Origin of the sequence: Streptomyces meridianus (assembly GCF_023703325.1) — a bacterium.
GTDB classification, from domain to species: Bacteria; Actinomycetota; Actinomycetes; order Streptomycetales; family Streptomycetaceae; genus Streptomyces; species Streptomyces meridianus.
In genome coordinates this window covers 1-21144 of the sequence record NZ_JAMQGM010000045.1, presented here as the reverse complement: position 1 = coordinate 21144, position 21144 = coordinate 1, and the positions used below count along the sequence as shown (strand labels likewise).

Below are 21144 nucleotides of genomic sequence, written 5' to 3'. Positions count from 1 at the left end.
GCACCGCCCGGCCCCGGCAGTGCGGACCGGTCAGGTGGCGTCCGCGAGGGACAGGCTGTGCAGTTGCTCGGGCGGTCCCGGGCGGGCGTAGTACCAGCCCTGTGCGGTGTCGCAGCCGAGCACGCGCAGGTGCTCGGCCTGCATCCCGGTCTCCACGCCCTCGACGGTGACATCGAGATCGAGCGTGTGGGCGAGCGAGACGATGCCTTCGACGATCTTGATGTCCACCGGGTCGGCCGGGGTGTGCTGCATCCCGCGCGTGAAGGAGCGGTCGAGCTTCAGTGTGCTCAGCGGCATGCGGCGGAGGTTGGCCAGGTTCGAGTAGCCGGTCCCGAAGTCGTCGAGTGCGATGGCCACGCCCAGATCGGCCAGTTGGCGCAGCGGCCTGAGCAGGTCCTCTTCGGCGCCGATGAGCGCACTCTCGGTCACCTCCAGGCAGAGCGCGGTCGGCTCGAGCTCGGCCTCCCGAAGCACCTGCAGGGTGTCCGTGACCAGGCCGGGGTGGTGCAGCTGTGCCGGCGAGAGGTTGACGTTGATCAGTACCGGCCGGGCGTCGCGCTGCTCCAGCTGCCAGGTGCGCGCCTGCCGGACTGCCTGCTCGAGGACCCAGCGGCCCAGGGGGACGATCAGACCGGTGTTCTCGGCCAGCGGGATGAACTGGTCGGGGCCGAGGACGCCGCGCAGCGGATGGCACCAGCGCACGAGGGCCTCGGCCCCGTGCACGCTGCCGTCGCTCAGCCGCACCAGCGGCTGGTACTCGATGAAGAACTCCCCGCGCTCCAGGGCGGTGGGAAGACTGTTCGTCAGGCTGTGCCGGCTGATGGCGCGGATGTCGGCCTCGGGGTCGGACAGCGCGTACCGGTTGCCCCCGGCGGCCTTGGCCCGGTACATGGTGATGTCCGCGCTGCGCAGCACGGCTGCGGCGCTCAGTTCCCCGGCGGTTCCGTCGACGATGCCGATGCTGCCGCGGACGGTCAGGTCGCGTCCCTCGATGCGGACCGGGGTGGACAGGGCGTCGAGGATGCGGTCGGCCAGGGCGACGACGTCCTCGTGCGAGGCCGGGTTCTCTATCAGGGCGACGAACTCGTCACCGCCGATCCGGGCCATCAGTTGGTCGGCGGAGGTGGCGCAAGCGTGCAGCCGGTCGGCGACCGCCACCAGCAACTGGTCGCCGACGGCGTGCCCGAGACTGTCGTTCACGGCCTTGAAGCCGTCCAGGTCGAGATAGCAGAGGCCGAAGCGGGCCTCCCCGTGACGGGGCGCCAGTGCGGCCTCGAGCCGTTCGAAGAACTGGGGCCGGTTCGGCAGCCCGGTCAGGGCGTCGTGGGTGGCCTGGTGGCGGAGCCGGTCGTTCAGCAGCCGCCGCTCGGTGATGTCCTCCAGCACGGCCAGGGTGTAGCGCGGTTCGCCCTCGGTGTCGCGCAGCAGGGAGACCGTCAGGTTGGTCCACAGGACCGTTGCGTCCTTGCGGTAGTACGGCTTCTCGACCTGGTAGTGGTCGCGTTCACCGCGCAGCAGCTCGTCGTGGACCTTCCAGACTCCGGGGGTGTCCTCCGGGTGCCAGAAGTCCGTCACCTTCCGGCTGCGGAGCTGGTGGTCCCAGCCTCCGAACATGCGGGAGAGCGCGTCGTTGACGTCGAGGATGTTGCCCTCGATGTCGGCGATGCCGATGCCGACGGCGGCGTCCCGGAACATCGCGCGGAACCGGGCCTCGCTGTCGTGCAGCGCTTTCTCGGCCTCGGCCTGGGCCCGCAGGGCGGCCCGTGAGATCGCCTCCTGCTCGCAGAGCGTCCGCTCACGCAGCGCCTGGGCGTAGCCGGCCGCCAGGGAGTGCTGGAGGCGTGCGCAGCGGGCGCGGCCCTCATCGGCCGGGAGCACTTTCCCGGGAGAGCAGTAGAGCAGCAGGTAGGCGTCGATGACGCCGAGGGTGCGGGGCAGGGTGTGGGCGTCCGTGCAGTGCGCCTGGACGAGTCCGGCGCCGACGCCGAGCGCGGGGCTGGGGTCGAACGGCCGCGCGAGGAGGGCGTCCCTGAGCTTTCGGCCGAGGCCGCCCAGGTGTTCCTCGAACTCCTTGGCCGTCATCGACGTTGCGGTGGCGGGATAGATGGCGCGGCTCCAGATCGCCGCGAAGCGTCTGAGTCTGTCCTCCGGCCCGTCCTGGACACTCCCCGCGACGCCGTCCGCGGTGCTCGCCGCCCCGGTTGCGGTCTGTGTGGCCGTCACGGCTTGTGTCCCACTCCGGCGAACCCGATGAAGACGCTCGGGTCCTCCTCGTTCGTGGGGGCGTCCGGGCGCCAGTCCGGCATGGGGACCACCCCGGGCTCGGCGAGCTCGAACCCGTCGAAGAAGCGCTCCACCTCGGCTCGGGAGCGCATCCGCAGGGGGGACCCCATGTTGTCGTACAGCTGCTCGACCCCGCCGCGCTGTTCCGGCGAGTGGGGTCCTCCCTCGGTGGACGCGTGGGTGAGGACGAGCAGGCTGCCCGGGGCGAGGGCGTCACGCAGGGCGGCCACTGCCTCCCGCGGGTTCTCCTCGTCGACGATGAAGTGCAGGACGGCCACCAGGAGGAGGGCGACCGGGCGGTCGAGGTCGAGGAGACGGTTGACCTCGGGACCGGCCAGGATCTTCTCCGGTTCGCGCAGGTCGGCAGCGGAGATGGCCGCGTGGTCGACGCCTTCGAGGACGGCGCGGCTGTGGGCGACGGCGACGGGGTCGTGGTCGACGTAGACCACCCGGGCCTCCGGGCATGCGGCCCGGGCGACTTCGTGGACGTTGCCGAACGTGGGTATGCCGGAGCCGATGTCGAGGAACTGGGTCACCCCCTGTTCGACGGCATGGCGCACGGCGCGGCGCATGAACGCCCGATTGGCCTGCATGATCTTCGGCAGGCCCGGCATGATCTGCATCGCCTTGCGGGCCGCCTCCCGGTCGACCTCGAAGTTGTGCGAGCCGCCCAGGTAGTAGTCGTACACGCGGGAGACGCTCGGCACGGACAGGTCGATGCCCTGCGGGGCCCAGGACGGACGCTCCATCAACAGCTCCATTTTTTCGGCCACATGAGTGCGGCCGGTGGGGGTCGGCTTCGCTCGGAAGGCTACTGATCACCCGATACCAACGGAACGGGAAACGGAAATCTTCGGTCTCTTCCGGTCACGATGCATCGGTCCACCATCCGGGCATGGGCGGGGAAATGCCGCCTTCGCCCTGCTCACGCCACGAGGGGCGGCCGACAGGCGGTCAGCAGGCCCGAACGGGTCCCTCTCCGGCAGCATCCGCCGGGCGAACCCAGCCGGACAGCGGTGGATTCGGCCGAATCGCACCGGTCGCATGCGCGGGGAACCGACGGGGATCACTTCAGCAGCCGGGAGAGCCTCCGGTCCGCCAGTGGCTTGCCGCCCGTCTGACACGTGGGGCAGTACTGGAGGGACGAGTCGGAGTACGCGACCTCGCGGATGGTGTCACCGCAGACCGGGCAGGGCTCGCCCGTGCGGCCGTGCACCCGCATGCCGCTGCGTTTGCCCGCCTTCAGCTCTCCCGCCTCCGTGCCCCGCGCCCGTTCGACGGCGGTCCGCAGGGTCGCCTGCATGACGTCGTACAGCTCCGCCGACTGCTCCTCGCTCAGGCGTGCGGCGATCCGGAAGGGCGACATCCGGGCGGCGTGCAGGATCTCGTCCGAATAGGCGTTGCCGATTCCGGCGACCACCTGCTGGTCCCGCAGAACCCCCTTGATCCGGCGGTTCTCCGACTTCAGCAGTCCGGTGAACCGCTCGCGCCCGAACGACGGGTCCAGCGGATCCGGGCCGAGGCGTGCGATCCCCGGAACGTCCCGGGGATCGCGTACGCAGTGGACGGCCAGGCTCTTGCGGGTTCCCGCCTCCGTCAGGTCGAAGCCCTCGGGACCGTCCAGGCGCACCCGCAGGGCGAGGGGCCCCTTGCCGGGCCGGGGCCGGGTGTCCGGCATGCTGTCCCGCCAGCGCAGCCACCCGGCCCTGGCCAGGTGGAAGACCAGATGGAGACCGTCCGCGGCGATGTCGAGAAACTTGCCGTGCCGGGCGACACGGGTGACGGTGCGCCCCTCGAGGGCGTCCAGGGGAGGGTCGAAGGTCTTCAGCACACTCACCGCGAGCGGGAGGACGCCGGCGATCCGCCGGCCTGTGATGCGCTCGTCGAGGAATTCCCGGAGAGCTTCTACTTCTGGCATTTCGGGCATATCGCACATTCTGCTACATGACTCGCCGAATGCCTGCAAAACTGACAAACGGCCAGAGAGCTCGACCCCCAACTCCTTGTGAATACCGTCACTTCACATCCCAAAAGGGACGGTTCGCATGCTCTACTGTCCGTTCCCCGTTGTCGTCCGGAGACCGAGCAGTGCACTCAGGAGTTGGACAGGGGCCGCCGGCCCGGAACAAGACCGCCCAGCAGCGACGCCGCATCATCGCCGGTCTCACCGCCGCCGTCGTGCTCACCAGCGGCCTCGCGGCCACCGCCGATGACGGAAGAGCCGCCCCGCAGGGAAAGGCCTCGCTCGTCGACCCCCTCATCGGCTCGCGCAACGAGGGCAACACCTTCCCCGGCGCAGCCGTGCCCTTCGGCATGGTCCAGATGTCGCCCGACACCGGCAAGAACATCGGCTACGCCTACGACGACAAGCGCATCCGCGGCTTCTCACCCGTCCACCTCTCCGGCGTCGGCTGCCGGCTCGGCGGGGACCTGCCCGTCCTGCCGACCACCGGCGACGTCGTCGAGACGGACAACGCCAAGTACGCGTCCACCTTCAGCCACGCCCAGGAGAGCGCGTCGCCCGGCTCCTACCAGGTGCGCATGGGGGACTACGGCGGCATCAAGGCCGAACTGAGCGCCACCAAGCGCACCGGCTGGCAGCGCTACACCTTTCCCCCGGCCCAGCAGGCCAACGTGCTGCTCAACTCCGGCCAGGCCCTGCACGACGTGACCGACAGCCGGATACGGGTGGTCGACGACCGGACTGTCGTCTCCGAGATCACCGGCACGGGCTTCTGCCAGGAGTCCAAGCCCTACACCGTGCACACGATCACCCGCTTCAAGGAGCCCTTCACCTCGCACGGCACCTGGTCCGGCGACAAGGTGACCGAGGGCAGCGACGCCTCCGAGGGCCCGGGACGCCGCGGCGCCTATGTGACGTTCGACACCCGGGGCCGGGACCGGCAGGTCGAAGCGGTCACCGCCATCAGCTACGTCGACGCCGCCGGCGCCGCCCGCAACCTCGCCGCCGAGGGCGAGGGGTCCTTCGACTCGACCGTGGCCAAGGCGCGCCGCGTGTGGGAGTCCCGTCTCGAGGACATCGACGTCCGGGGCGGCTCGGAAACCCGGCGGCGTGCCTTCTACTCCGCACTGTACCGGGCGCTGCTCCACCCCAACGTCGGTGAGGACGCCGACGGCCGCTACCGCGGCTGGGACAAGCGCGTGCACACCTCGGAAGGCTTCACCTACTACCAGAACTGGTCGCTGTGGGACACCTACCGGACACAGGCCCAGTTGCTGTCCCTGATCGCCCCGCAGGAGTCCCGCGACATGGCGCTGTCCCTGCTGCGCGTGGACAAGGAGGGCGGCTGGCTGCCCAAGTGGGGCTACGGCACCGTCGAGACCAACATCATGACCGGTGACCCGGTCACGCCCTTCCTCACCAACGCCTACCAGCAGGGCCTGCTGCGGGGACACGAGGAGGAGACGTACCGGGTGCTGCGCAAGAACGCCGACGGCGTGCCGCCGCTGCGCTCCCAGTACGTCGGGCGCAACGCCAACCAGGAGTACCTGGAACGCGGCTACGTTCCGCACCAGCCGGACCGACCCAAGGACAAGCAGGGCGGCACCGACTTCGGCCACGGCGGCTCGGCCACGCTCGAGTACGCGCTCGCCGACGGGGCGCTGTCGGCGATGGCCCGTGACCTCGGGCACCACGCGGACGCCCGCCGGTACGCCGCCAGGGCCGGCAACTACCGCAACATCCTCGACCCGTCGACCGGCTTCTTCCGCCCGCGCGACGCCAAAGGCCGGTTCACCGGAACCGCCGACCCGTCGAAGGGCAAGGGCTTCCAGGAGGGCACCTCGTGGCAGTACACGTGGCTGGTCCCGCAGGACGTCCCCGGGCTGATCGACCTGCTCGGCGGGACGGCGGCCACCGAGAAACGGCTCGACGCGTTCTTCGACCAGGACCGGCTGCGCAAGGACCCCGAGGGCACCGCCCGGGAGAGCTGGGTCAACGACCCGTACGACTACTACCACTCCGACCGCTACAACCCGCAGAACGAGACCGACCTGACCGCGCCGTACACGTACCTGTCCACCGGAAGCCCGTGGAAGACCACCGACGTGGTCCACGCCGCGCTGTCGCTGTACACCGACGGGCCGAACGGCGTGACCGGCAACGACGACCTGGGCACCATGTCGTCGTGGATGGTGCTCTCCTCGATGGGCGTCTTCCCGGTCTCCCCCGGCACCGACACCTGGGGACTGTCCACCCCGGCCTTCGAACGGGTCGACCTCGACCTCGACCGCCGCTGGTACCCCAAGGGAAGCTTCCGGATATCCGCGCCGGGCACGAACGGCAAGGACCGCTACGTGCAGTCGGCCGGACTCGGCGGACAGGACCTCGACCGGACCTGGATCCGCACGGACGACATCCGCAGGGGCGGCGAACTCTCCTTCCGGGTGGGCCCGGAACCTTCCGGCTGGGGCACCGACCCCGGCGACGCGCCTCCCTCCCTCAGCGGCCGGCAGACCCCACGGCGGTGATCCCCACCGGGCGGTGAACGGGCCCGGGGCGGATCCGGCCGGTCACCAGGACGACTCGCGGACCGTGGCACCCGATTGCGGCACCGCTGTGGCGGTGATCACCGATTCCTGCCGGTCGCCGGAGAAGGTGACGGTCAGTTCGGAGGGCTCGTCCTGCGAAGTGCGCACCGTGAACCCCCGGGTCGGTACCGCCGACACCAGGCACACGGTGTCGCTGCCGAAGCGGACCGACGCCTGTCCGCCGTTGGACTGGATGGTGTGCACGTTCGCACCGTCGGGGCAGTTCGGGTCCCGGGTCGTCCCGTCGCTCGGCGACGCGCTCGGCGTACGCGAAGGGCCCGGCGAGGCGGAGGGAGTCGCACTCCTCGTCACGGCGGTTCGCGGGGAGGCGCTGCTCGTGCTCGGCGAGGGAGCGGGCTTCCGGCGGCGTCTGCGGTCGGCGCCGTCGGCGGAGGGATCGGCGAACACGGTCGGCGCCGAATGGGCGACCGGCGGCGTCGGCCGGGTCGAACCCACCACGAACCGCACCGTGAGCACCACCGCGGTGACGCTGACCGCCGTGCACGAGAACCAGATGATCAGGTAGCGCAGGAACCGGGGCACGCCACCATACTGACGGACGCTAACGTGCTGAGGCATGGCCTCCGTCCTGCTCGTCGAAGACGACCCCGTGATACGTGCCGCGGTCATCGAGGTGCTGTCCGCCCACGGCCACATCGTGCACAGTTCCTCCCACGGTTTCGCGGCGCTGCGCGAGGCCACCCGGAATCCTCCCGACGCCGTGGTGCTCGATCTCGGGCTGCCCGACCTCGACGGGATGGACGTGCTGCGCATGCTGCGCGGGATATCCCAGGTGCCGGTGCTGGTCGCGACCGCCAGGGACGACGACGCCGAGGTGATCCGCCTCCTCGACGCGGGGGCCGACGACTACGTGGTCAAGCCGTTCTCCGGGGGCCAGTTGGCGGCCCGGCTGGGGGCGGTGCTGCGCCGCTCGGCAGCACCGCCCGCCGGGTACCCGCCGGCCGCGGACGGCTCCGACGCCGAACCGGGGGCCGGGTCACTCCGGAACACCACGCAGGTCGGTGAGCTGCTGGTGGACCCGCTGGCCCGGACGGCCCATCTCGCCGGCACCGAACTCAGCCTGACCAGACGTGAGTTCGACCTGCTGGCCTATCTCGTCGCCCACGCCGACCGGGTCGTGTCCCGGCGGCGGATCCTCTCCGAGGTGTGGCGGCAGCCGTACGTCGAGGACCAGACGATCGACGTCCACCTGTCCTCACTGCGCCGCAAGCTGGGCGAGCGAGCGGCCCAGCCGCGCTACCTGCACACCGTGCGCGGAGTTGGCATCAAGCTGGTGACCCCGCGGTGAGGCGCACCCTCGCCGGCGTCGCCCTGGCGGTGACGTCGATGGTGGCGCTGTCGTTCCTCATCCCGCTCGCCATGCTCGTCCAGTCCCAGGCCCGCGACCGGGCGACGACGGCGGCCGAGCAGCAGGCGGCCGCGCTCGCTCCCGTCCTGGCACTGACCACCCGGCCCTCCGACGTCCAGCAGGCGGTGGCCGGACTCGACTCGGCGGGTCAGCTGGGCGTTCATCTGCCCGGCGGACGGCTCATAGGGGCTTCGCACGCCTCTGCGGCCGCACTGCGGCAGGCGGTCCGGGACCGGGAGACGCTGGCGTTCACCACCAGGGCCGGCCGGAGCTATCTGCAGCCGGTGATACTGCCGGGCAACAAGGTCGCCGTGACCGAGGCTTTCGTTCCCCGCTCGGACCTGAATCACGGCGTGGTCATGTCCTGGTTCGTCATGTCGGCACTCGCCCTGTGCCTGGTGGCCGGCTCGGTAGCGGTCGCCGACCGGCTCGGGGCCCGTGTGGTGAGCTCCTCGCAGGGACTGTCCCGGGCCGCGAACGCCCTGGGGGCCGGAGACCTGGAGATCCGGGTCGAGCCGGCCGGGCCGCCGGAACTGAAGGAGGCGGGAGTCGCCTTCAACACGATGGCCGATCACGTCGTCCAACTCCTGGCGCTGGAACGCGAATTGGTTGCCGATCTGTCCCACCGGCTGCGGACTCCGCTGACCGCCCTGCGTCTGGAGTCCGAGCGGATGACGACGATTCCCGGAGCCGAACGCGTCACCACGGCAGTGGACCACCTCGAGGCCGAACTCGACTCGATCATCACGGCCGCCCGTACTCCGCTCGCCGTGGGCCCGATGGCCGGCGCGACGCGGCGGCCGGCGGCCGGCCCCGCGACAACGGCAGTCGGGACCGGGCCCGGCGCCCGCTGCGAGATGTCCGCAACTGTGGGCGAGCGCTGGGACTTCTGGTCCGTACTGGCCGAGCAGCAGTCCCGCCCGCACCAGTTGGAGGTGACCTCCGAGCCGACACCGGTGGCGCTGCCGGCCGACGAGGTCGCGGCGATGGTGGACGCCCTGATCGGCAACGTGTTCCGCCACACGCCGGAAGGAACCGCCGTCGGGGTGCGGGTGGGACGCACGGCCCAGGCAGTGGTGCTGACCGTGGAGGACGCCGGCCCCGGCATCGAGGACCCGCAGAGCGCCCTGGCCCGCGGGGTGAGCGTGAACGGCTCGACCGGGCTGGGGCTGGACATCGCACACCGCGCCGCACGGGCCGCCGGCGGACAGGTGCGGATCGGCCGCGGTGGGCTGGGCGGGGCACAGGTCCAGGTGACGTTGGAGCTCGCGGCCGGTGTCACCGGCCGTCAGGCCCGCGCGGATCGTCGTGAGCGGGGACGCGGTCCGGCGGGCTGAACGGTACGGTCCCGGGAGCGCCGGGCTGCCCGGACCGGCGCACACGACGACGAACGACCCCGAACGAGGACCTGCCGTGCCCCACTACGAGAAGGACCCCGCGGAGATCTACCGCCAGTCCTTTGCCACCATCCGCGCCGAGGCCGAACTCGGCGGCCTGCCCGCCGACATGGCCCGGGTCGCGGTGCGCATGATCCACGCCTGCGGCATGGTCGACCTCGTCCGGGACATCGTGCACAGCCCGGACGTGGTGGCACGGGCCCGCCGGGCGCTGCGCGCGGGTGCCCCGGTGCTGTGCGACGTGGCGATGGTGGCCAGCGGGGTGACCCGCAAGCGGCTGCCCGCCGCCAACGACGTGGTGTGCACCCTGTCCGACCCGGCCGTACCGGAGCTCGCGCACCGCATGGGGACGACGCGCAGCGCCGCGGCGGTGGAGCTGTGGCGGGACCGGCTCGAGGGGGCGGTGGTGGCGGTCGGCAACGCCCCGACGGCGCTGTTCCGGCTGTTGGAGATCGTCGAGGAGGACGGGCCGCGGCCGGCCGCGGTCATCGGAGTTCCGGTGGGTTTCGTCGGTGCGGCGGAGTCCAAGGAGGCGCTGGCCGCCCATCCGTCCGGCCTCGATCACCTCGTGGTGCGCGGCCGGCGCGGCGGCAGCGCCATGGCCGCGGCGGCGGTCAACGCACTGGCCTGCGTGACGGATTGAGGCCGGAGGCCTCGTCGGGATGCAGTCCGAGGAGTCCGCGGAGCCAGGCCGCGGCCTGCTCGGGGCCGCAGACCGCCGGCACGCCCTCGGGCACCGGGGGACGCGTGACGACGACGACCGGGACCCCGGCCTCGCGCGCGGCGACGAGCTTGGCCTCCCCGGCCGTGCCTCCGCTGTCCTTGGTGACGACGGCGTCGATCCGGTACCGGCGCAGCAGGTCCGCCTCGGCGTCGACGGTGAACGGGCCGCGCTCGAGCAGCAGATGCATGCGGGGCGGAACGGGCGGGCCGGGCGCCTCGACTGCGCGGGCGAGGAACCACAGTCCGGTCGCTCCGGCGAACGCGGCGATGCCGGTGCGCCCGACGGTCAGGAACGCCCGTTCCGCGAGGCCGGGCAGCAGCTCGGCCGCAGCGGCGGTCGAGGCGGCCGGGTGCCACCGGTCACCCGGACCGGCGACCCAGCCCGGCCTGCGCACGGCGAGCAGGGGAACATGGACGTCAGCGGCCGCCTCGGCCGCGTGGAAACCGATCGTGGCGGCGAAGGGATGGGTGGCGTCGATGACCGCGTCCACTCGGTGCTCGCGCAGCCAGCGGGCGAGGCCCGCCGGTCCGCCGAACCCGCCGATGCGGGTGCGGCCGGGAGGAAGCCGCGGCTCCCGGACGCGTCCGGCGAGCGAACTGGTCACCGTCAGCCCCTGGTCTCCGGCCAGGTCGGCGGCGAGCCGTGCGGCCTCCGCGGTGCCGCCGAGGATCAGCACGTGGCGGGCCGCGGCGCTCATGCCGCCGCCCGCGGGAAGGACCGTCCGTGGCTGAGGGGGGCGCCGGCGGCGGGCGTGAGGCACAGCTGCGGCGGACCGGGCTGCGGCAGGGCTGGACGACGGGGGCCTGCGCCACGGCCGCGGCAACGGCCGCCTACTCGGCGCTGCTGACCGGCGAGTTCCCGGATCCTGTGACGATCACCCTGCCCAAGGGACAGCGTCCGGCGTTCGCGCTGGCCGTCGAGCAGCGGGAGCGGGGCCGGGCCACGGCGGGGGTCGTCAAGGACGCGGGCGACGATCCGGACGTCACCCACGGCGCTGTGGTGCGGGCCACCGTGCGGGCCCTGCCGCCGGGCGCGGGTGTGGTGTTCCGGGCCGGGCCGGGGGTGGGGACGGTGACGCGGGCCGGGCTGCCGGTGCCCGTCGGAGAGCCGGCGATCAACCCGGTGCCCCGGCGGATGATGTGTGATCACGTCGCGGAAGTGGCCCGAACGCACGGCGCCGCGGGGGACGTCGAGATCGAGATCGGGGTGGACGAGGGGGAGGAGATCGCCCGCAGCACGTGGAACCCCCGGCTCGGGATCATCGGCGGACTGTCGGTCCTCGGCACCACCGGCATCGTGGTTCCCTACTCCTGTTCGGCGTGGATCGACAGCATCCGGCGGGGCGTCGACGTGGCGCGGGCTGCGGGCCGGACCCACGTGGCCGGCTGCACCGGCTCCACCTCGGAGCGGGTGGTGGTCGCCGAGTACGGGCTGCCGGAGGAAGCGCTGCTGGACATGGGCGACTTCGCCGGAGCGGTGCTGAAGTACCTGCGGCGCCATCCCGTCGAGCGCCTCACGATCGCCGGCGGGTTCGCGAAGCTCTCCAAGCTCGCCGCCGGCCATCTCGATCTGCATTCGTCTCGCTCCCGGGTGGACAAGCGCTTTCTGGCGGATCTCGCCCGGCAGGGCGGTGCCGACGACGAGCTGGCCGCGGCCGTGGCCGCCGCGAACACCGGCCTGGAAACCGTACAGCTGTGTGCTGCGCGGGGTGTGCCGCTGGGGTCCTTGGTGGCCGAGGCTGCCAGGGGGACGGCCCTGGGGGTGCTGCGCGGGGAGCGGGTGGCGGTCGACGTCCTGTGCATCGACCGGGCAGGGGGCGTCGTGGGCCGGGCGCAGCCGATGGGCCCGCGCGGACGCTGAAGTAGGCTCGCGCCCGTGATCGCCGTCCGGTTTCCCGCACGGCGGACGGGCTGACGAGAGGACCGACGACCTGATGGCCGCGACCCCGGACGACGACTCCGTACTCCTGCGCCGTGACGGCCGGGTCGGACGCCTGGTGCTGAACCGGCCCCGGTCGATCAACGCCCTCACCCATCCGATGGTCCGGGCTCTGGACGATGCGCTCGTCGCGTGGGAGCAGGATGCGTCGGTTGCGGCGGTGGTGCTCTCCGGCGCCGGGGAGCGCGGTCTGTGCGCGGGCGGTGACATCCGGGCCATGCGCGAGGACGTGCTCGCGGGCGGCTCGGGAGCCCAGGACTTCTGGCGGGACGAGTACCGGCTGAACGCCCGGATCGCCCGGTACCCCAAGCCTTTCGTGGCGGCGATGGACGGCATCGTGATGGGCGGCGGCGTCGGTGTCTCGGCGCACGGCGGCATCCGCGTCGTCACCGAACGCTCCACTGTGGCCATGCCCGAGGTCGCCATCGGCTTCGTCCCGGACGTCGGCGGAACCTGGCTGCTGGCCCGGGCGCCGGGCGAGCTGGGCACGCATCTGGCACTGACGGCGGGCCGGATGGGCCCGGGTGACGCGCTGCTGTGCGGATTCGCCGACCACTTCGTGCCCGCCGCACGGCTCGGACCGTTCCTGGAGGCGCTGGCGGAGATCGAGCCGCAGCAGGCGGTGGCGGAGTTCGCGGGCACGGCACCCGAATCGGCACTCGCAGCGCAGCGGGAGTGGATCGACACCTGTTACGCGGCGGACTCGGTCGAGGAGATCGTCGAGCGGCTGCGGTCGTCCGGTGTGCCGGAGGCGAAGGAGGCGGCCGATCTGATCCTGGACCACTCCCCCACCGCGCTGGAGGCGACGCTGGCGTTGCTGCGACGGGCGCGCTCCCTGTCGGGCCTGGAGCAGGCGCTCGACCAGGAGTACCGGGTGGCCTGTGCGCTCGCTGCTGCTTCGCCGGACTTCGCCGAGGGCGTGCGGGCGCTGGTGGTCGACAAGGACCGCAGTCCGCGCTGGTCGCCGCGGACGCTGGAGGACGTGGCGCAGGAGGACGTCGAGTGCCTCTTCGCTCCGCTCGGCGACGGCGAACTGGGCCTCGCGGAAGGCTGAGTTCGCCGGCAGGCGGCCGCCACCGTTCCGTCCAGGGAACGGTGGCGGAGGGGGTACCCCTTGGGCTCCTGCCCTAAGGCGTGTCGTGAAAGTCCCGTCCGGCTCGCGGTGCCCCAGGGGCGGGCGACCCACGACGCCTTTCACAACGAGCCTCAGGTCTCCTTGTTGGCTCTCATGGAAGCGAAAGCCGCCACGCAGCCGAGCAGGAACGTGACAGCGCCGATGACGACGTTGTTCCAGATCATGCCCGCGTCGGGGGCACGGGTGACCACCCACGGAGAGATGATCATCCACACGCCGATGGCTCCGAGAGTCCAGCTGAGTCCGCCCATCCGGGCGGGCGCAGCGGTGATCGCGATTCCCATCAGGGCGATGGCGAGTCCGAGCACGAGGTTGTTGATCAGGAGTTCCGGGCGGGCGGTCGAGAAGTGGACCGTCCAGGGTGAGATGGCGCAGTAGAGGCCGACGAGGAGCACCAGCCCGTCGACCACCATCGGCATCCCGCCCCTGAGTGTGCGGGCGTACCGGGCACGCATCTCGGAAACATCAGGGTGTTCCGAGATGTCGCCACGGTGTGAGAGGTCGGCCATCCGACTCGCCTCCTTCGGATCAATGCAAGTCTGACCGATTTGTTCGACATTACGTCGCATGTCCATTGTGCACTTACTTAAACCTTATGAATAGGCGAGTTGCATGCCCTGGGCGGTTTTTCCTGATGTCCACCAGGGGCCTGCCGACGGCCGGACAGGCCCCTGGCCGCGAGGAGGGCTCAGCGCTTGAGCATGAAGGTGAAGTCGCCGGAGGGCTTGCCGCTCAACCGGACCGCCGACACGAGTTTCCCCTCCGCGCTCAGTCTCTCGACCTCGGCCCGCGAAAGACCGCAACCTTCGGCGATCAGCCGCACCGGCCGGACCGGGATCCGCGCCGCAAAGCGGACGGATACGTCGATCGCCTCGCGGTGCAGGTGCTCCGACCCGCCGGTGTCGAGGCACCAGGCGTTGTCCCAGTCGAGGGCGATGCGATGACGGCGCCGCACGACCGGATCCTGGAGCAGCTCAGCCGTCAGGCCGGGGTCGTTGCCGTGCAGTCGGTCCAGCAGCTCAGGTCGTACGGAGCGCACATGCACCCGTTCCAGGACCGTGAGCTTTGCGGTCACTCCGCAAGCGGTGCAGAGCGCAAGGATCCAGGCGTCGATGAGCTTGTGGTGTGCGTTGACGCGGAATTTGCCGCTTGCCCGGAAGCGGCCGGACCCGCAGGCGTGGCAATGGCGGAGAACGAGCGGCAGGCAGGTGGGGGCGACCACCCAGTTTTCGAGCACAGAAGTACACCGGTTTCCATGAGAAGTCCGCAGCAAAAAGGAGCGCGGCGCAGATGCGCGACGCGCGACGATTCAGCACTCGGGAGGTCTCACAGGGTGTACAACGGCGGGTCCTTGACTCGACGACTTGGTCGGCCGCACGGTAACGGAGCCCAGGGACGCTGCTCCACCGGTTTTCGAGCGCCTCCGCGCCGGGTCCCGGCCGGCTGAGCACGGACGAGCCGGTGCCGGAGCGCGGCGACGGTGCCGTGGACGACGACGTGGGCCCGTCACATGACCCGCCGGACAGGCTCTAGCGCTGTGCCTCCTCGGCCGGGTTCGGGAGCCGGACGGGCGGCAGGTACTCGCGCACCAGCGTCCGCTCCCACCACGCTCCGGTCCTCCGCCGTTCCGCGGGAGTGGTGAAGCGGTAGCGGTACAGCAGCGCGCGGACGTGGACGGGCGGGGCGTCCGGGAAGGGATTGGTCCGCAGCAGGCGCAGCACCGACGGTTCGTTGCGCAGCAGGGCCTCCGCGAACGCGGTGAACCACGCACCGGCGTAGGCGGGCGAGAGGGCGGCGAACCACATCATCCAGTCGAGCCGCAGGTGGTAGGGAGCGAACTGGCGCGGGAGCCTGTGCACGTCCCCCGGTTTCCCCCTGAAGCCGTACTCCCGCCACACCCCGTCACGGGTGGGCTCCGCCTCCGCTGTCCCCTCCATCACGACCTCCAGCCGCACCCGGCTGACGCTCCCGAACGCGCCGTAGGCGTTGACCAGATGCAGCCGGTTGAAGGAGTAGTTCATCCGCTGCCCGCGGGCCAGGAGGTTGCGCGCCGGCCAGTAACTGAGCGCCACAACCAGGACGGTCGGCGCGATCACGGCAGCGATGAAGGCCGGTGGCGCGTCCGGGAGATCCGGCGCGTGGGGCAGGGGGAGCACAGCCGCGACGGCCCCGGCGTCGACCGCGGAGAATGCCAGGACGATCGTCAGCCAGTTCAGCCATGCGAAGTTGCCCGAGAGCACGAGCCAGAGCTGGGTGACAATGATCAGGCCCGCCGCCGCGCTCGCCACCGGCTGCGGAGTGAACAGCAGGAACGGCACCACGAGTTGGACGACGTGATTGGCGCCGGTCTCGATTCGGTGCAGCCGCTTGGGCAGATGGTGGAAGAACCAGCTCAGTGGTCCCGGCATCGGCTGCGTCTCGTGGTGGTGGTCGAGACAGGTCAGGTCGCGCCAGCAGCGGTCGCCGCGCATTTTGATCATCCCCGCGCCGAACTCCACCCGGAACAGCAGCCAGCGCATCAGCCACAGGACGAGCACGGGTGGCTCGGTCTCCGAGTTGCCGAGGAAGACGGCGAGGAAGCCGGCCTCGAGCAGCAGCGACTCCCAGCCGAACCCGTACCAGGTCTGGCCCACGTTGACGATCGACAGGCACAGCAGCCACAGCAGCGCCCACATCGCCATCGCCACGCCCAGCGGGACCTGGTCCGCCGCCCCGGCGGCCACTGCTGCCGCCAGCGCGGCACCCGACCAGGAGACGGCTGTGAAAAAGCCGTCCGAGTAGTGGCCGTGGAAGATGCTCGGCGACTGTCGGAAGGGCACCCGTCGCACGAAGGTGCGCACGGGGAGCAGCCCGCGGTCGCCCAGGAGTCCCCGGCCCTGGAGGGCGGCCGTCAGGAAGGCGACGAGGTAGAGCACGGCCAGCGAGCGCTGGACGACCAGCCGGCTGAGCCAGTAGTCGGGGTCGGTGAACCAGTCCATGTCTCGGTTCTCAACCGGCTTCGAGACAGACGACGTCCACCCGCTGGACCAGGTTGTTGCCGAATCCTCCCCGGTTCCACGGCTGGAGCACCGGCTGGGTCCACCCCTGCTCGTCGGTGGCCCGGGCGGTGAGCACATGGCGACCGGGGCCGGCCGTCCACGGCAGGCTCCAGCCCCGCCAGGCCCAGCGGTGCGGGCCCCCGGGCTCGAGCTCGGCGGGCCGCCAGCTGCGGCCGTCGTCCGTGCTCACCTCGACCGCCGCGAGGGCCGCCGCGCCCGACCACGCCCGCCCCTCGATCCGTTGCGGTCCGGGCCGCACGAACCGGGTGCGGGACATGAAGTCGGGGAATCCGGGCGGAACCAGCAGGGCGCGCGGAGCCATCACCGTCACCGGCTCGCCCTCCTCGCCGGGGTCCTGGCGGAACCGGTACGCCTCCGCCTGCTGGAAGCCGGTGAACGGGGAGTCCTGGACCTGCACGTCGCGCAGCCACTTCACCGAGGCCATCCCGTACCAGCCGGGGACGACGAGCCGGAGCGGGAACCCGTGCTGGGGCGGCAGCGGGGCGCCGTTCATCGTGTGCGCGACGAGCACGTCGGCGGCCGGGTCCAGGGCCGTGGCCAGCGGGAGGCTGCGGCGGTAGTCCTGCTCCACACCGCGTTCGACGCCGTGGTCGGCCCCGGTGAACACCACGTGGGCGGAACCGGGCCCGGCGCCCGCCTCCTCCAGCAGGAGCCTCAGAGGGACACCGGTCCACTCCGCCGTGCTCACCGCCTCGACCAGCCACGGCTGGCTCACCGGGCGCGGCTCGAGCCGGGCCCGTCCGTTGCCGGCGCACTCCATGGTCACCCGCAGGGTGGTGGCGGGCCGCTCGCGCAGTTCGCCGACGGTGAGGCTCAGTGGCCGCCGAACCCTCCCGCGGACCGTGAGCCGCCAACCCTCGGCCGTGGCGTACGGAATGTCGTAGTGGACCAGGACGTAGTGCAGACCGGGCGGGGTCACTTCGTGCCGCAGCGCTTCCAGCGGCATCCCGTGGTTGCGTGCGGCGAGAGCGAGTTCCTCCCGGCCGATGCCCTCCGCGGGGGCGGCCAGCCGCGCCGGAGTACTCACCTCGCCGATGCGGGCATCCATGCCCAGAATTATCCGCCCGGTGTGCGGCCGCGGCACGTCGCACGGGCCGGATCCGGACACTCACGGCAGGGGCCGCAGACCGGCCGGCGCCCCCGTCGTGTTGACTCGACGGCGCGCAACCGGACCCGGCAGCCGCAACCTGCCACCCGACGAAAGGACCGCACGCATGCCGCTGGTACGCACCGAGCTCACCGAGGGCGTGGGCGTCGTCACCCTCGCCGACCCGGAGCGCCGCAACGCGCTGTCGGCCGGGCTGCTGGCCGAACTCACCGCTGCATTCGACGCGTTGGAGGCTGCAGAGGACGTCGCGGCCGTGGTCGTCACCGGTGAGGGGCCGGCGTTCTGCGCGGGCGCCGTCCTGGACGACCTGCTGACGGCGGTCGACGGCGACACCGCCCCGGTGGAGCAGGTCTACGAGGGCTTCGACCGGGTTCGCCGTTCGCCGCTGCTCACGGTGGCCGCGGTCCAGGGGCCCGCGGTGGGCGCGGGCCTCAACCTGGCACTGGCCTGCGACATCCGGGTCGCGGGGCTCTCGGCGTGGTTCGACACCCGCTTCCTGCGGATCGGGCTGCACCCCGGCGGCGGGCACCTGCGGATGCTGGAGCAGCTGGTGGGCCCGCAGACCGCTGCGGCAATGGTCCTGTGCGGTGAACGCCTCGACGCACGGACCGCTCAGGAGCGCGGGCTGGTGCTGCGTGCCGCGCCCGACGACGAGTTGCTCGCAACGGCGCGCGGCCTCGCCGGGCGGGCTGCGGCAGCCGGACGGGATCTGGTCGTGTCGGTCAAGCAGACGCTGCGCGAGTCCCCCGCGATGACGGCCGAACAGGCCCTTGCCGTGGAGGCGGAGCGGCAGCGCCGGTCGTTCGCCCGTCCCGCGACGGCCGCCCTGCTGCGGGGCGCGGCGAGCCGGGCACCGGGCAGTGGGGTCACGGCTCGCGACCGTCAGGAGAACTGACGGTCGCCCTCCTCCGACGCGCCGTGGGTGGTGCGGATCGTTCCGGCGCACCGGGGGCTCGGCAGGCGCACGGATGTGAAAACGAACAGGCTTGTCCATGCATAACCTCACCCGCATGCGGTAGAAAGATAGCGAGCCTGCCCGGTGTGCATCCCCCGTCGCACCGGGCAGGCCCTTTTCGCGCCGTGCCGGGTGCCGTGGCGTCCGGCTGGTGCGCGCGGCCGGAGCTGCGAGGATGGGCCCATGAACAGGACCGTTCGGCTCGCACAGCAGCCCGAGGCCGACGAGTTGCTCGGTCGCAGCCCGCTCGCCGCACTGGTCGGCATGCTCCTGGACCAGCAGGTCCCGATGGAGTGGGCGTTCTCCGGCCCGCACACGATCGCGCAGCGGATGGGCACCGACGATCTCGACGCACACGCGATCGCGGCGCGCGATCCCGAAGAGTTCGCCGCGCTGCTGTCCGCCAAGCCGGCCGTGCACCGCTATCCCGGCTCGATGGCCAAGCGCATCCAGCAGCTCTGCCAGTACCTCGTCGAGCACTACGACGGCGACGCGGCCGCCATCTGGCGCGATGCCGGGACCGGCGGGGAGCTCCTGCGGCGGCTGAACGCGCTTCCCGGCTACGGAAAGCAGAAGTCGCAGATCTTCGTGGCCCTGCTGGGCAAGCAGCTCGGCGTCGCCCCCGAGGGCTGGCGCGAGGCGGCGGGCGCCTACGGCGAGGAGGGGTCCCACCGCTCGGTCGCCGACATCACGGGGCCGGAGTCGCTGGACAAGGTGCGGGCCTACAAGCAGGAGGTCAAGCGCGCCGCCAGGAAGACGTGACGCACGCGGCGGGCCCTGCCGGCACCCAGCGGGTGCCCGGGGCCACCGGCGGCGGGCGGCCGTCCCGCCCGCGTCGCATCATGGTGTCATCGGGCGCGTGAGGACCGCCCGGCCGCATCCGTTCCGGCGCGGTCGGCGTTCCGCCGCGTGCCTCCCGGACCGGAAGGACGACGGGATGCACTACGCGGTATGCGGAACCGGCATGGTCGGCCGGACACTTGCCGAGAAGCTGGTGTCCCTGGGGCACGAGGTGGTGATCGGAACACGCGATCCGGAGGCCACACTGGCCCGGACCGAGCCCGACCGGTTCGGCGGTCCCCCGTTCGCCGAGTGGCACCAGGCCCGTCCGCAGATCCGGCTCGCCCCGTTCGCCGAGGCGGCAGCGCTGGGAGGGACGCTGGTGAACGCCACGTCCGGTTCCCGGAGCCTGCCGGCGCTGGTGGCGGCCGGGGCGGAGAACATGGCGGGGAAGGTGCTGATCGACGTGGCGAACCCGTTGGACTTCTCCCGGGGCATGCCGCCGGGGCTGGACCCGGTCGGCGACGACAGCCTCGGCGAGCAGATCCAGCGGTCCTTCCCCGGGACACGGGTGGTCAAGACGCTCAACACCATGAACTGCCGGGTGATGGTCGATCCCGGCCGGGTGCCGGGCGAGCACAACGTGTTCGTCTCCGGTGACGACACCGAGGCCAAGAAGCAGGTCACCGGGCTGCTGATGTCGTTCGGCTGGCCACCGTCCGCGATCATCGACCTCGGGGACCTGAGCACCGCCCGGGGTGTGGAGATGCTGCTGCCCCTGTGGCTGCGGCTCGCTGGTGCCGTCGGCCACACCGACTTCAACTTCCACATCCAGGGGGCTCACTCGCAGGCCTGATGCCTCGGCACGACTCCGCCGGAGGAAGAGAGACCGGGGCCTGCGTCTGTCATCCGGACGGAGGGGCCGGGCAACCGGACCCGTCCGACCGCAGGACGGCGAACGTCGCAACCGCCGACCCGCCCCCGGCAGCTCGACCGGTCCGCTGCATGCCGTGCCGGCAGTGCGGTGACGACGACGTCGAACGCCCCTCGCGCCGGGCCGGCCCCGCCGGAGCCCGGGCCATGAACCCGGGCCGTCGCGAAGGGAAGCGACAATGGGGGCATGTCACGACGCCCGCCCCGCCCACAGCAGCCCGCCGAAGCCGCCGCCGCGCCCGTCTCCGACGGCGATCCCTGTCCCTGCGGGCTACCCGCCTCCTACGCCGCATGCTGCGGGGCGCTGCACCGGGGAACTGCGCGGGCGGCCGACCCGGAGCAGCTCATGCGTTCCCGGTTCAGTGCCTTCGCCGTCCGGAACGATGCCTATCTGCTGCGCAGCTGGCACTCGACGACCCGGCCGCCCCGCATCGAGTTCGATCCCGAGCTGCGGTGGGAGCGTCTGGAGATCCTCGCCACCACCGGTGGGGGTGTCTTCCACACCGAGGGCACGGTGGAGTTCCGGGCGTACTGCGTCGACCGCGGGCGGGCCGGCCATCTGCACGAGCGGAGCCGGTTCGTCCGCGAGGACGGGGCATGGGTGTACCGGGACGGCGAGGCCACCGGCTGACGGCGACGGAACCGAAGAAACCGGAAGCGATTTCCCCCCAGACCTTTTCACTCCTTTGGTGCAGAGTTATCCTGAATAGTGCCTGCGGGGCGAGCGAGGGAGCTCGAACGAGGCAGTTTCGGGGAAGGGGGCTCTGGTCCTCGCCGAAATTGCCGAAGTCGGGCTGAGAGGCCGCGAGTCGAGAGGCTGCGGCGACCTCCACGACCTGATCCGGACAATGCCGGCGAAGGGAGCCCACCTCGCAGGTCACTGATGTGCGAGCGGCAGGGGCCGGCCCCGGG

At 71.7% G+C, this 21144-nt stretch carries 20 protein-coding genes; 11 read left to right on the top strand and 9 right to left on the bottom strand.

What is annotated here, in order from left to right; translation table 11 throughout:
* Positions 1-30 precede the first annotated feature (30 nt).
* The 3 genes from M1E25_RS20225 to M1E25_RS20215 form a co-directional block, all read right to left on the bottom strand.
* Entirely contained in the window at positions 31-2121 is a 2091-nt protein-coding gene (locus tag M1E25_RS20225) for a putative bifunctional diguanylate cyclase/phosphodiesterase (protein ID WP_251417914.1), read from the bottom strand.
* A 98-nt stretch (positions 2122-2219) separates the two neighbouring features.
* Positions 2220-3032 (bottom strand): SAM-dependent methyltransferase, encoded by an 813-nt coding sequence (locus M1E25_RS20220; protein ID WP_251417692.1) that lies wholly within the window; start codon positions 3030-3032, stop codon positions 2220-2222.
* A gap of 317 nt (positions 3033-3349) precedes the next feature.
* Positions 3350-4210, bottom strand: a complete 861-nt coding sequence (locus M1E25_RS20215) for an Fpg/Nei family DNA glycosylase (protein WP_251417690.1) — start codon at positions 4208-4210, stop codon at positions 3350-3352.
* 161 nt (positions 4211-4371) lie between these two features.
* Here M1E25_RS20215 and M1E25_RS20210 point away from each other — a divergent pair, with 161 nt between their 5' ends.
* The gene (locus M1E25_RS20210) at positions 4372-6774 is read left to right on the top strand and encodes a GH92 family glycosyl hydrolase (protein ID WP_251417688.1); all 2403 of its coding nucleotides are present in this window, start codon (positions 4372-4374) and stop codon (positions 6772-6774) included.
* Between the two features lie 42 nt (positions 6775-6816).
* Here the strand turns inward: M1E25_RS20210 and M1E25_RS20205 are convergent, their stop codons facing one another.
* Complete coding sequence (locus M1E25_RS20205; protein ID WP_251417685.1) at positions 6817-7038, bottom strand: hypothetical protein; 222 nt, start codon at positions 7036-7038, stop codon at positions 6817-6819.
* On the opposite strand from M1E25_RS20205, the gene M1E25_RS20200 reads away from it, so the two are divergent.
* The 4 genes from M1E25_RS20200 to M1E25_RS20185 all read left to right on the top strand — a co-directional run bounded on the left by M1E25_RS20200 (position 7031) and on the right by M1E25_RS20185 (position 10243).
* Complete coding sequence (locus tag M1E25_RS20200; RefSeq protein WP_251417683.1) at positions 7031-7360, top strand: hypothetical protein; 330 nt, start codon at positions 7031-7033, stop codon at positions 7358-7360. The two genes, M1E25_RS20205 and M1E25_RS20200, sit on opposite strands and share 8 nt — an antisense overlap.
* A gap of 51 nt (positions 7361-7411) precedes the next feature.
* Positions 7412-8143: a response regulator transcription factor gene (locus tag M1E25_RS20195; protein ID WP_251417681.1), complete on the top strand. Its 732-nt coding sequence runs from the start codon at positions 7412-7414 to the stop codon at positions 8141-8143.
* Entirely contained in the window at positions 8140-9540 is a 1401-nt protein-coding gene (locus tag M1E25_RS20190) for a sensor histidine kinase (RefSeq protein WP_251417678.1), read from the top strand. Before M1E25_RS20195 ends, M1E25_RS20190 begins: the two co-directional genes overlap by 4 nt.
* 76 nt (positions 9541-9616) lie before the next feature.
* Positions 9617-10243: a precorrin-8X methylmutase gene (locus M1E25_RS20185; RefSeq protein WP_251417676.1), complete on the top strand. Its 627-nt coding sequence runs from the start codon at positions 9617-9619 to the stop codon at positions 10241-10243.
* Here M1E25_RS20185 and M1E25_RS20180 read toward each other — a convergent pair.
* The gene (locus M1E25_RS20180; protein WP_251417674.1) at positions 10215-11021 is read right to left on the bottom strand and encodes a cobalt-precorrin-6A reductase; all 807 of its coding nucleotides are present in this window, start codon (positions 11019-11021) and stop codon (positions 10215-10217) included. The genes M1E25_RS20185 and M1E25_RS20180 overlap by 29 nt on opposite strands.
* A gap of 26 nt (positions 11022-11047) precedes the next feature.
* Here M1E25_RS20180 and M1E25_RS20175 point away from each other — a divergent pair, with 26 nt between their 5' ends.
* Both M1E25_RS20175 and M1E25_RS20170 read left to right on the top strand, forming a co-directional pair.
* Positions 11048-12184 (top strand): cobalt-precorrin-5B (C(1))-methyltransferase, encoded by a 1137-nt coding sequence (locus M1E25_RS20175; RefSeq protein ID WP_251417671.1) that lies wholly within the window; start codon positions 11048-11050, stop codon positions 12182-12184.
* 73 nt (positions 12185-12257) lie between these two features.
* Positions 12258-13316, top strand: coding sequence for an enoyl-CoA hydratase/isomerase family protein (locus tag M1E25_RS20170; RefSeq protein WP_251417669.1), 1059 nt, complete (start codon positions 12258-12260; stop codon positions 13314-13316).
* Positions 13317-13468: 152 nt separating this feature from the next.
* Here the strand turns inward: M1E25_RS20170 and M1E25_RS20165 are convergent, their stop codons facing one another.
* The 4 genes from M1E25_RS20165 to M1E25_RS20150 form a co-directional block, all read right to left on the bottom strand.
* Entirely contained in the window at positions 13469-13906 is a 438-nt protein-coding gene (locus M1E25_RS20165) for an SPW repeat protein (protein WP_251417668.1), read from the bottom strand.
* A gap of 179 nt (positions 13907-14085) precedes the next feature.
* The gene (locus tag M1E25_RS20160; RefSeq protein WP_251417665.1) at positions 14086-14634 is read right to left on the bottom strand and encodes a DUF1062 domain-containing protein; all 549 of its coding nucleotides are present in this window, start codon (positions 14632-14634) and stop codon (positions 14086-14088) included.
* Between the two features lie 292 nt (positions 14635-14926).
* Positions 14927-16375, bottom strand: coding sequence for a lipase maturation factor family protein (locus M1E25_RS20155; RefSeq protein WP_251417663.1), 1449 nt, complete (start codon positions 16373-16375; stop codon positions 14927-14929).
* A gap of 10 nt (positions 16376-16385) precedes the next feature.
* Positions 16386-17504, bottom strand: a complete 1119-nt coding sequence (locus M1E25_RS20150) for a sulfite oxidase (protein ID WP_251417660.1) — start codon at positions 17502-17504, stop codon at positions 16386-16388.
* A 166-nt stretch (positions 17505-17670) separates the two neighbouring features.
* On the opposite strand from M1E25_RS20150, the gene M1E25_RS20145 reads away from it, so the two are divergent.
* From M1E25_RS20145 to M1E25_RS20130, 4 genes are all read left to right on the top strand, one after another.
* Entirely contained in the window at positions 17671-18459 is a 789-nt protein-coding gene (locus M1E25_RS20145; RefSeq protein ID WP_251417658.1) for an enoyl-CoA hydratase-related protein, read from the top strand.
* Between the two features lie 243 nt (positions 18460-18702).
* Positions 18703-19281, top strand: coding sequence for an HhH-GPD-type base excision DNA repair protein (locus M1E25_RS20140; protein ID WP_251417655.1), 579 nt, complete (start codon positions 18703-18705; stop codon positions 19279-19281).
* Positions 19282-19456: 175 nt separating this feature from the next.
* Entirely contained in the window at positions 19457-20155 is a 699-nt protein-coding gene (locus M1E25_RS20135; RefSeq protein WP_251417653.1) for an NADPH-dependent F420 reductase, read from the top strand.
* A gap of 264 nt (positions 20156-20419) precedes the next feature.
* Positions 20420-20863, top strand: a complete 444-nt coding sequence (locus M1E25_RS20130; RefSeq protein WP_251417650.1) for a YchJ family protein — start codon at positions 20420-20422, stop codon at positions 20861-20863.
* Positions 20864-21144 lie beyond the last annotated feature (281 nt).

Excerpts from the sequence above, each read along its gene's own strand:
- M1E25_RS20130 (WP_251417650.1), top strand. The coding sequence starts at position 20,420 with ATGTCACGACGCCCGCCCCGCCCACAGCAGCCCGCCGAAGCCGCCGCC.
- M1E25_RS20145 (WP_251417658.1), top strand. The coding sequence starts at position 17,671 with ATGCCGCTGGTACGCACCGAGCTCACCGAGGGCGTGGGCGTCGTCACC.
- M1E25_RS20195 (WP_251417681.1), top strand. The coding sequence starts at position 7,412 with ATGGCCTCCGTCCTGCTCGTCGAAGACGACCCCGTGATACGTGCCGCG.
- M1E25_RS20215 (WP_251417690.1), bottom strand. The coding sequence starts at position 4,210 with ATGCCCGAAATGCCAGAAGTAGAAGCTCTCCGGGAATTCCTCGACGAG.
- M1E25_RS20150 (WP_251417660.1), bottom strand. The coding sequence starts at position 17,504 with ATGGATGCCCGCATCGGCGAGGTGAGTACTCCGGCGCGGCTGGCCGCC.
- M1E25_RS20220 (WP_251417692.1), bottom strand. The coding sequence starts at position 3,032 with ATGGAGCGTCCGTCCTGGGCCCCGCAGGGCATCGACCTGTCCGTGCCG.
- M1E25_RS20155 (WP_251417663.1), bottom strand. The coding sequence starts at position 16,375 with ATGGACTGGTTCACCGACCCCGACTACTGGCTCAGCCGGCTGGTCGTC.
- M1E25_RS20140 (WP_251417655.1), top strand. The coding sequence starts at position 18,703 with ATGAACAGGACCGTTCGGCTCGCACAGCAGCCCGAGGCCGACGAGTTG.
- M1E25_RS20170 (WP_251417669.1), top strand. The coding sequence starts at position 12,258 with ATGGCCGCGACCCCGGACGACGACTCCGTACTCCTGCGCCGTGACGGC.
- M1E25_RS20135 (WP_251417653.1), top strand. The coding sequence starts at position 19,457 with ATGCACTACGCGGTATGCGGAACCGGCATGGTCGGCCGGACACTTGCC.
- M1E25_RS20180 (WP_251417674.1), bottom strand. The coding sequence starts at position 11,021 with ATGAGCGCCGCGGCCCGCCACGTGCTGATCCTCGGCGGCACCGCGGAG.
- M1E25_RS20165 (WP_251417668.1), bottom strand. The coding sequence starts at position 13,906 with ATGGCCGACCTCTCACACCGTGGCGACATCTCGGAACACCCTGATGTT.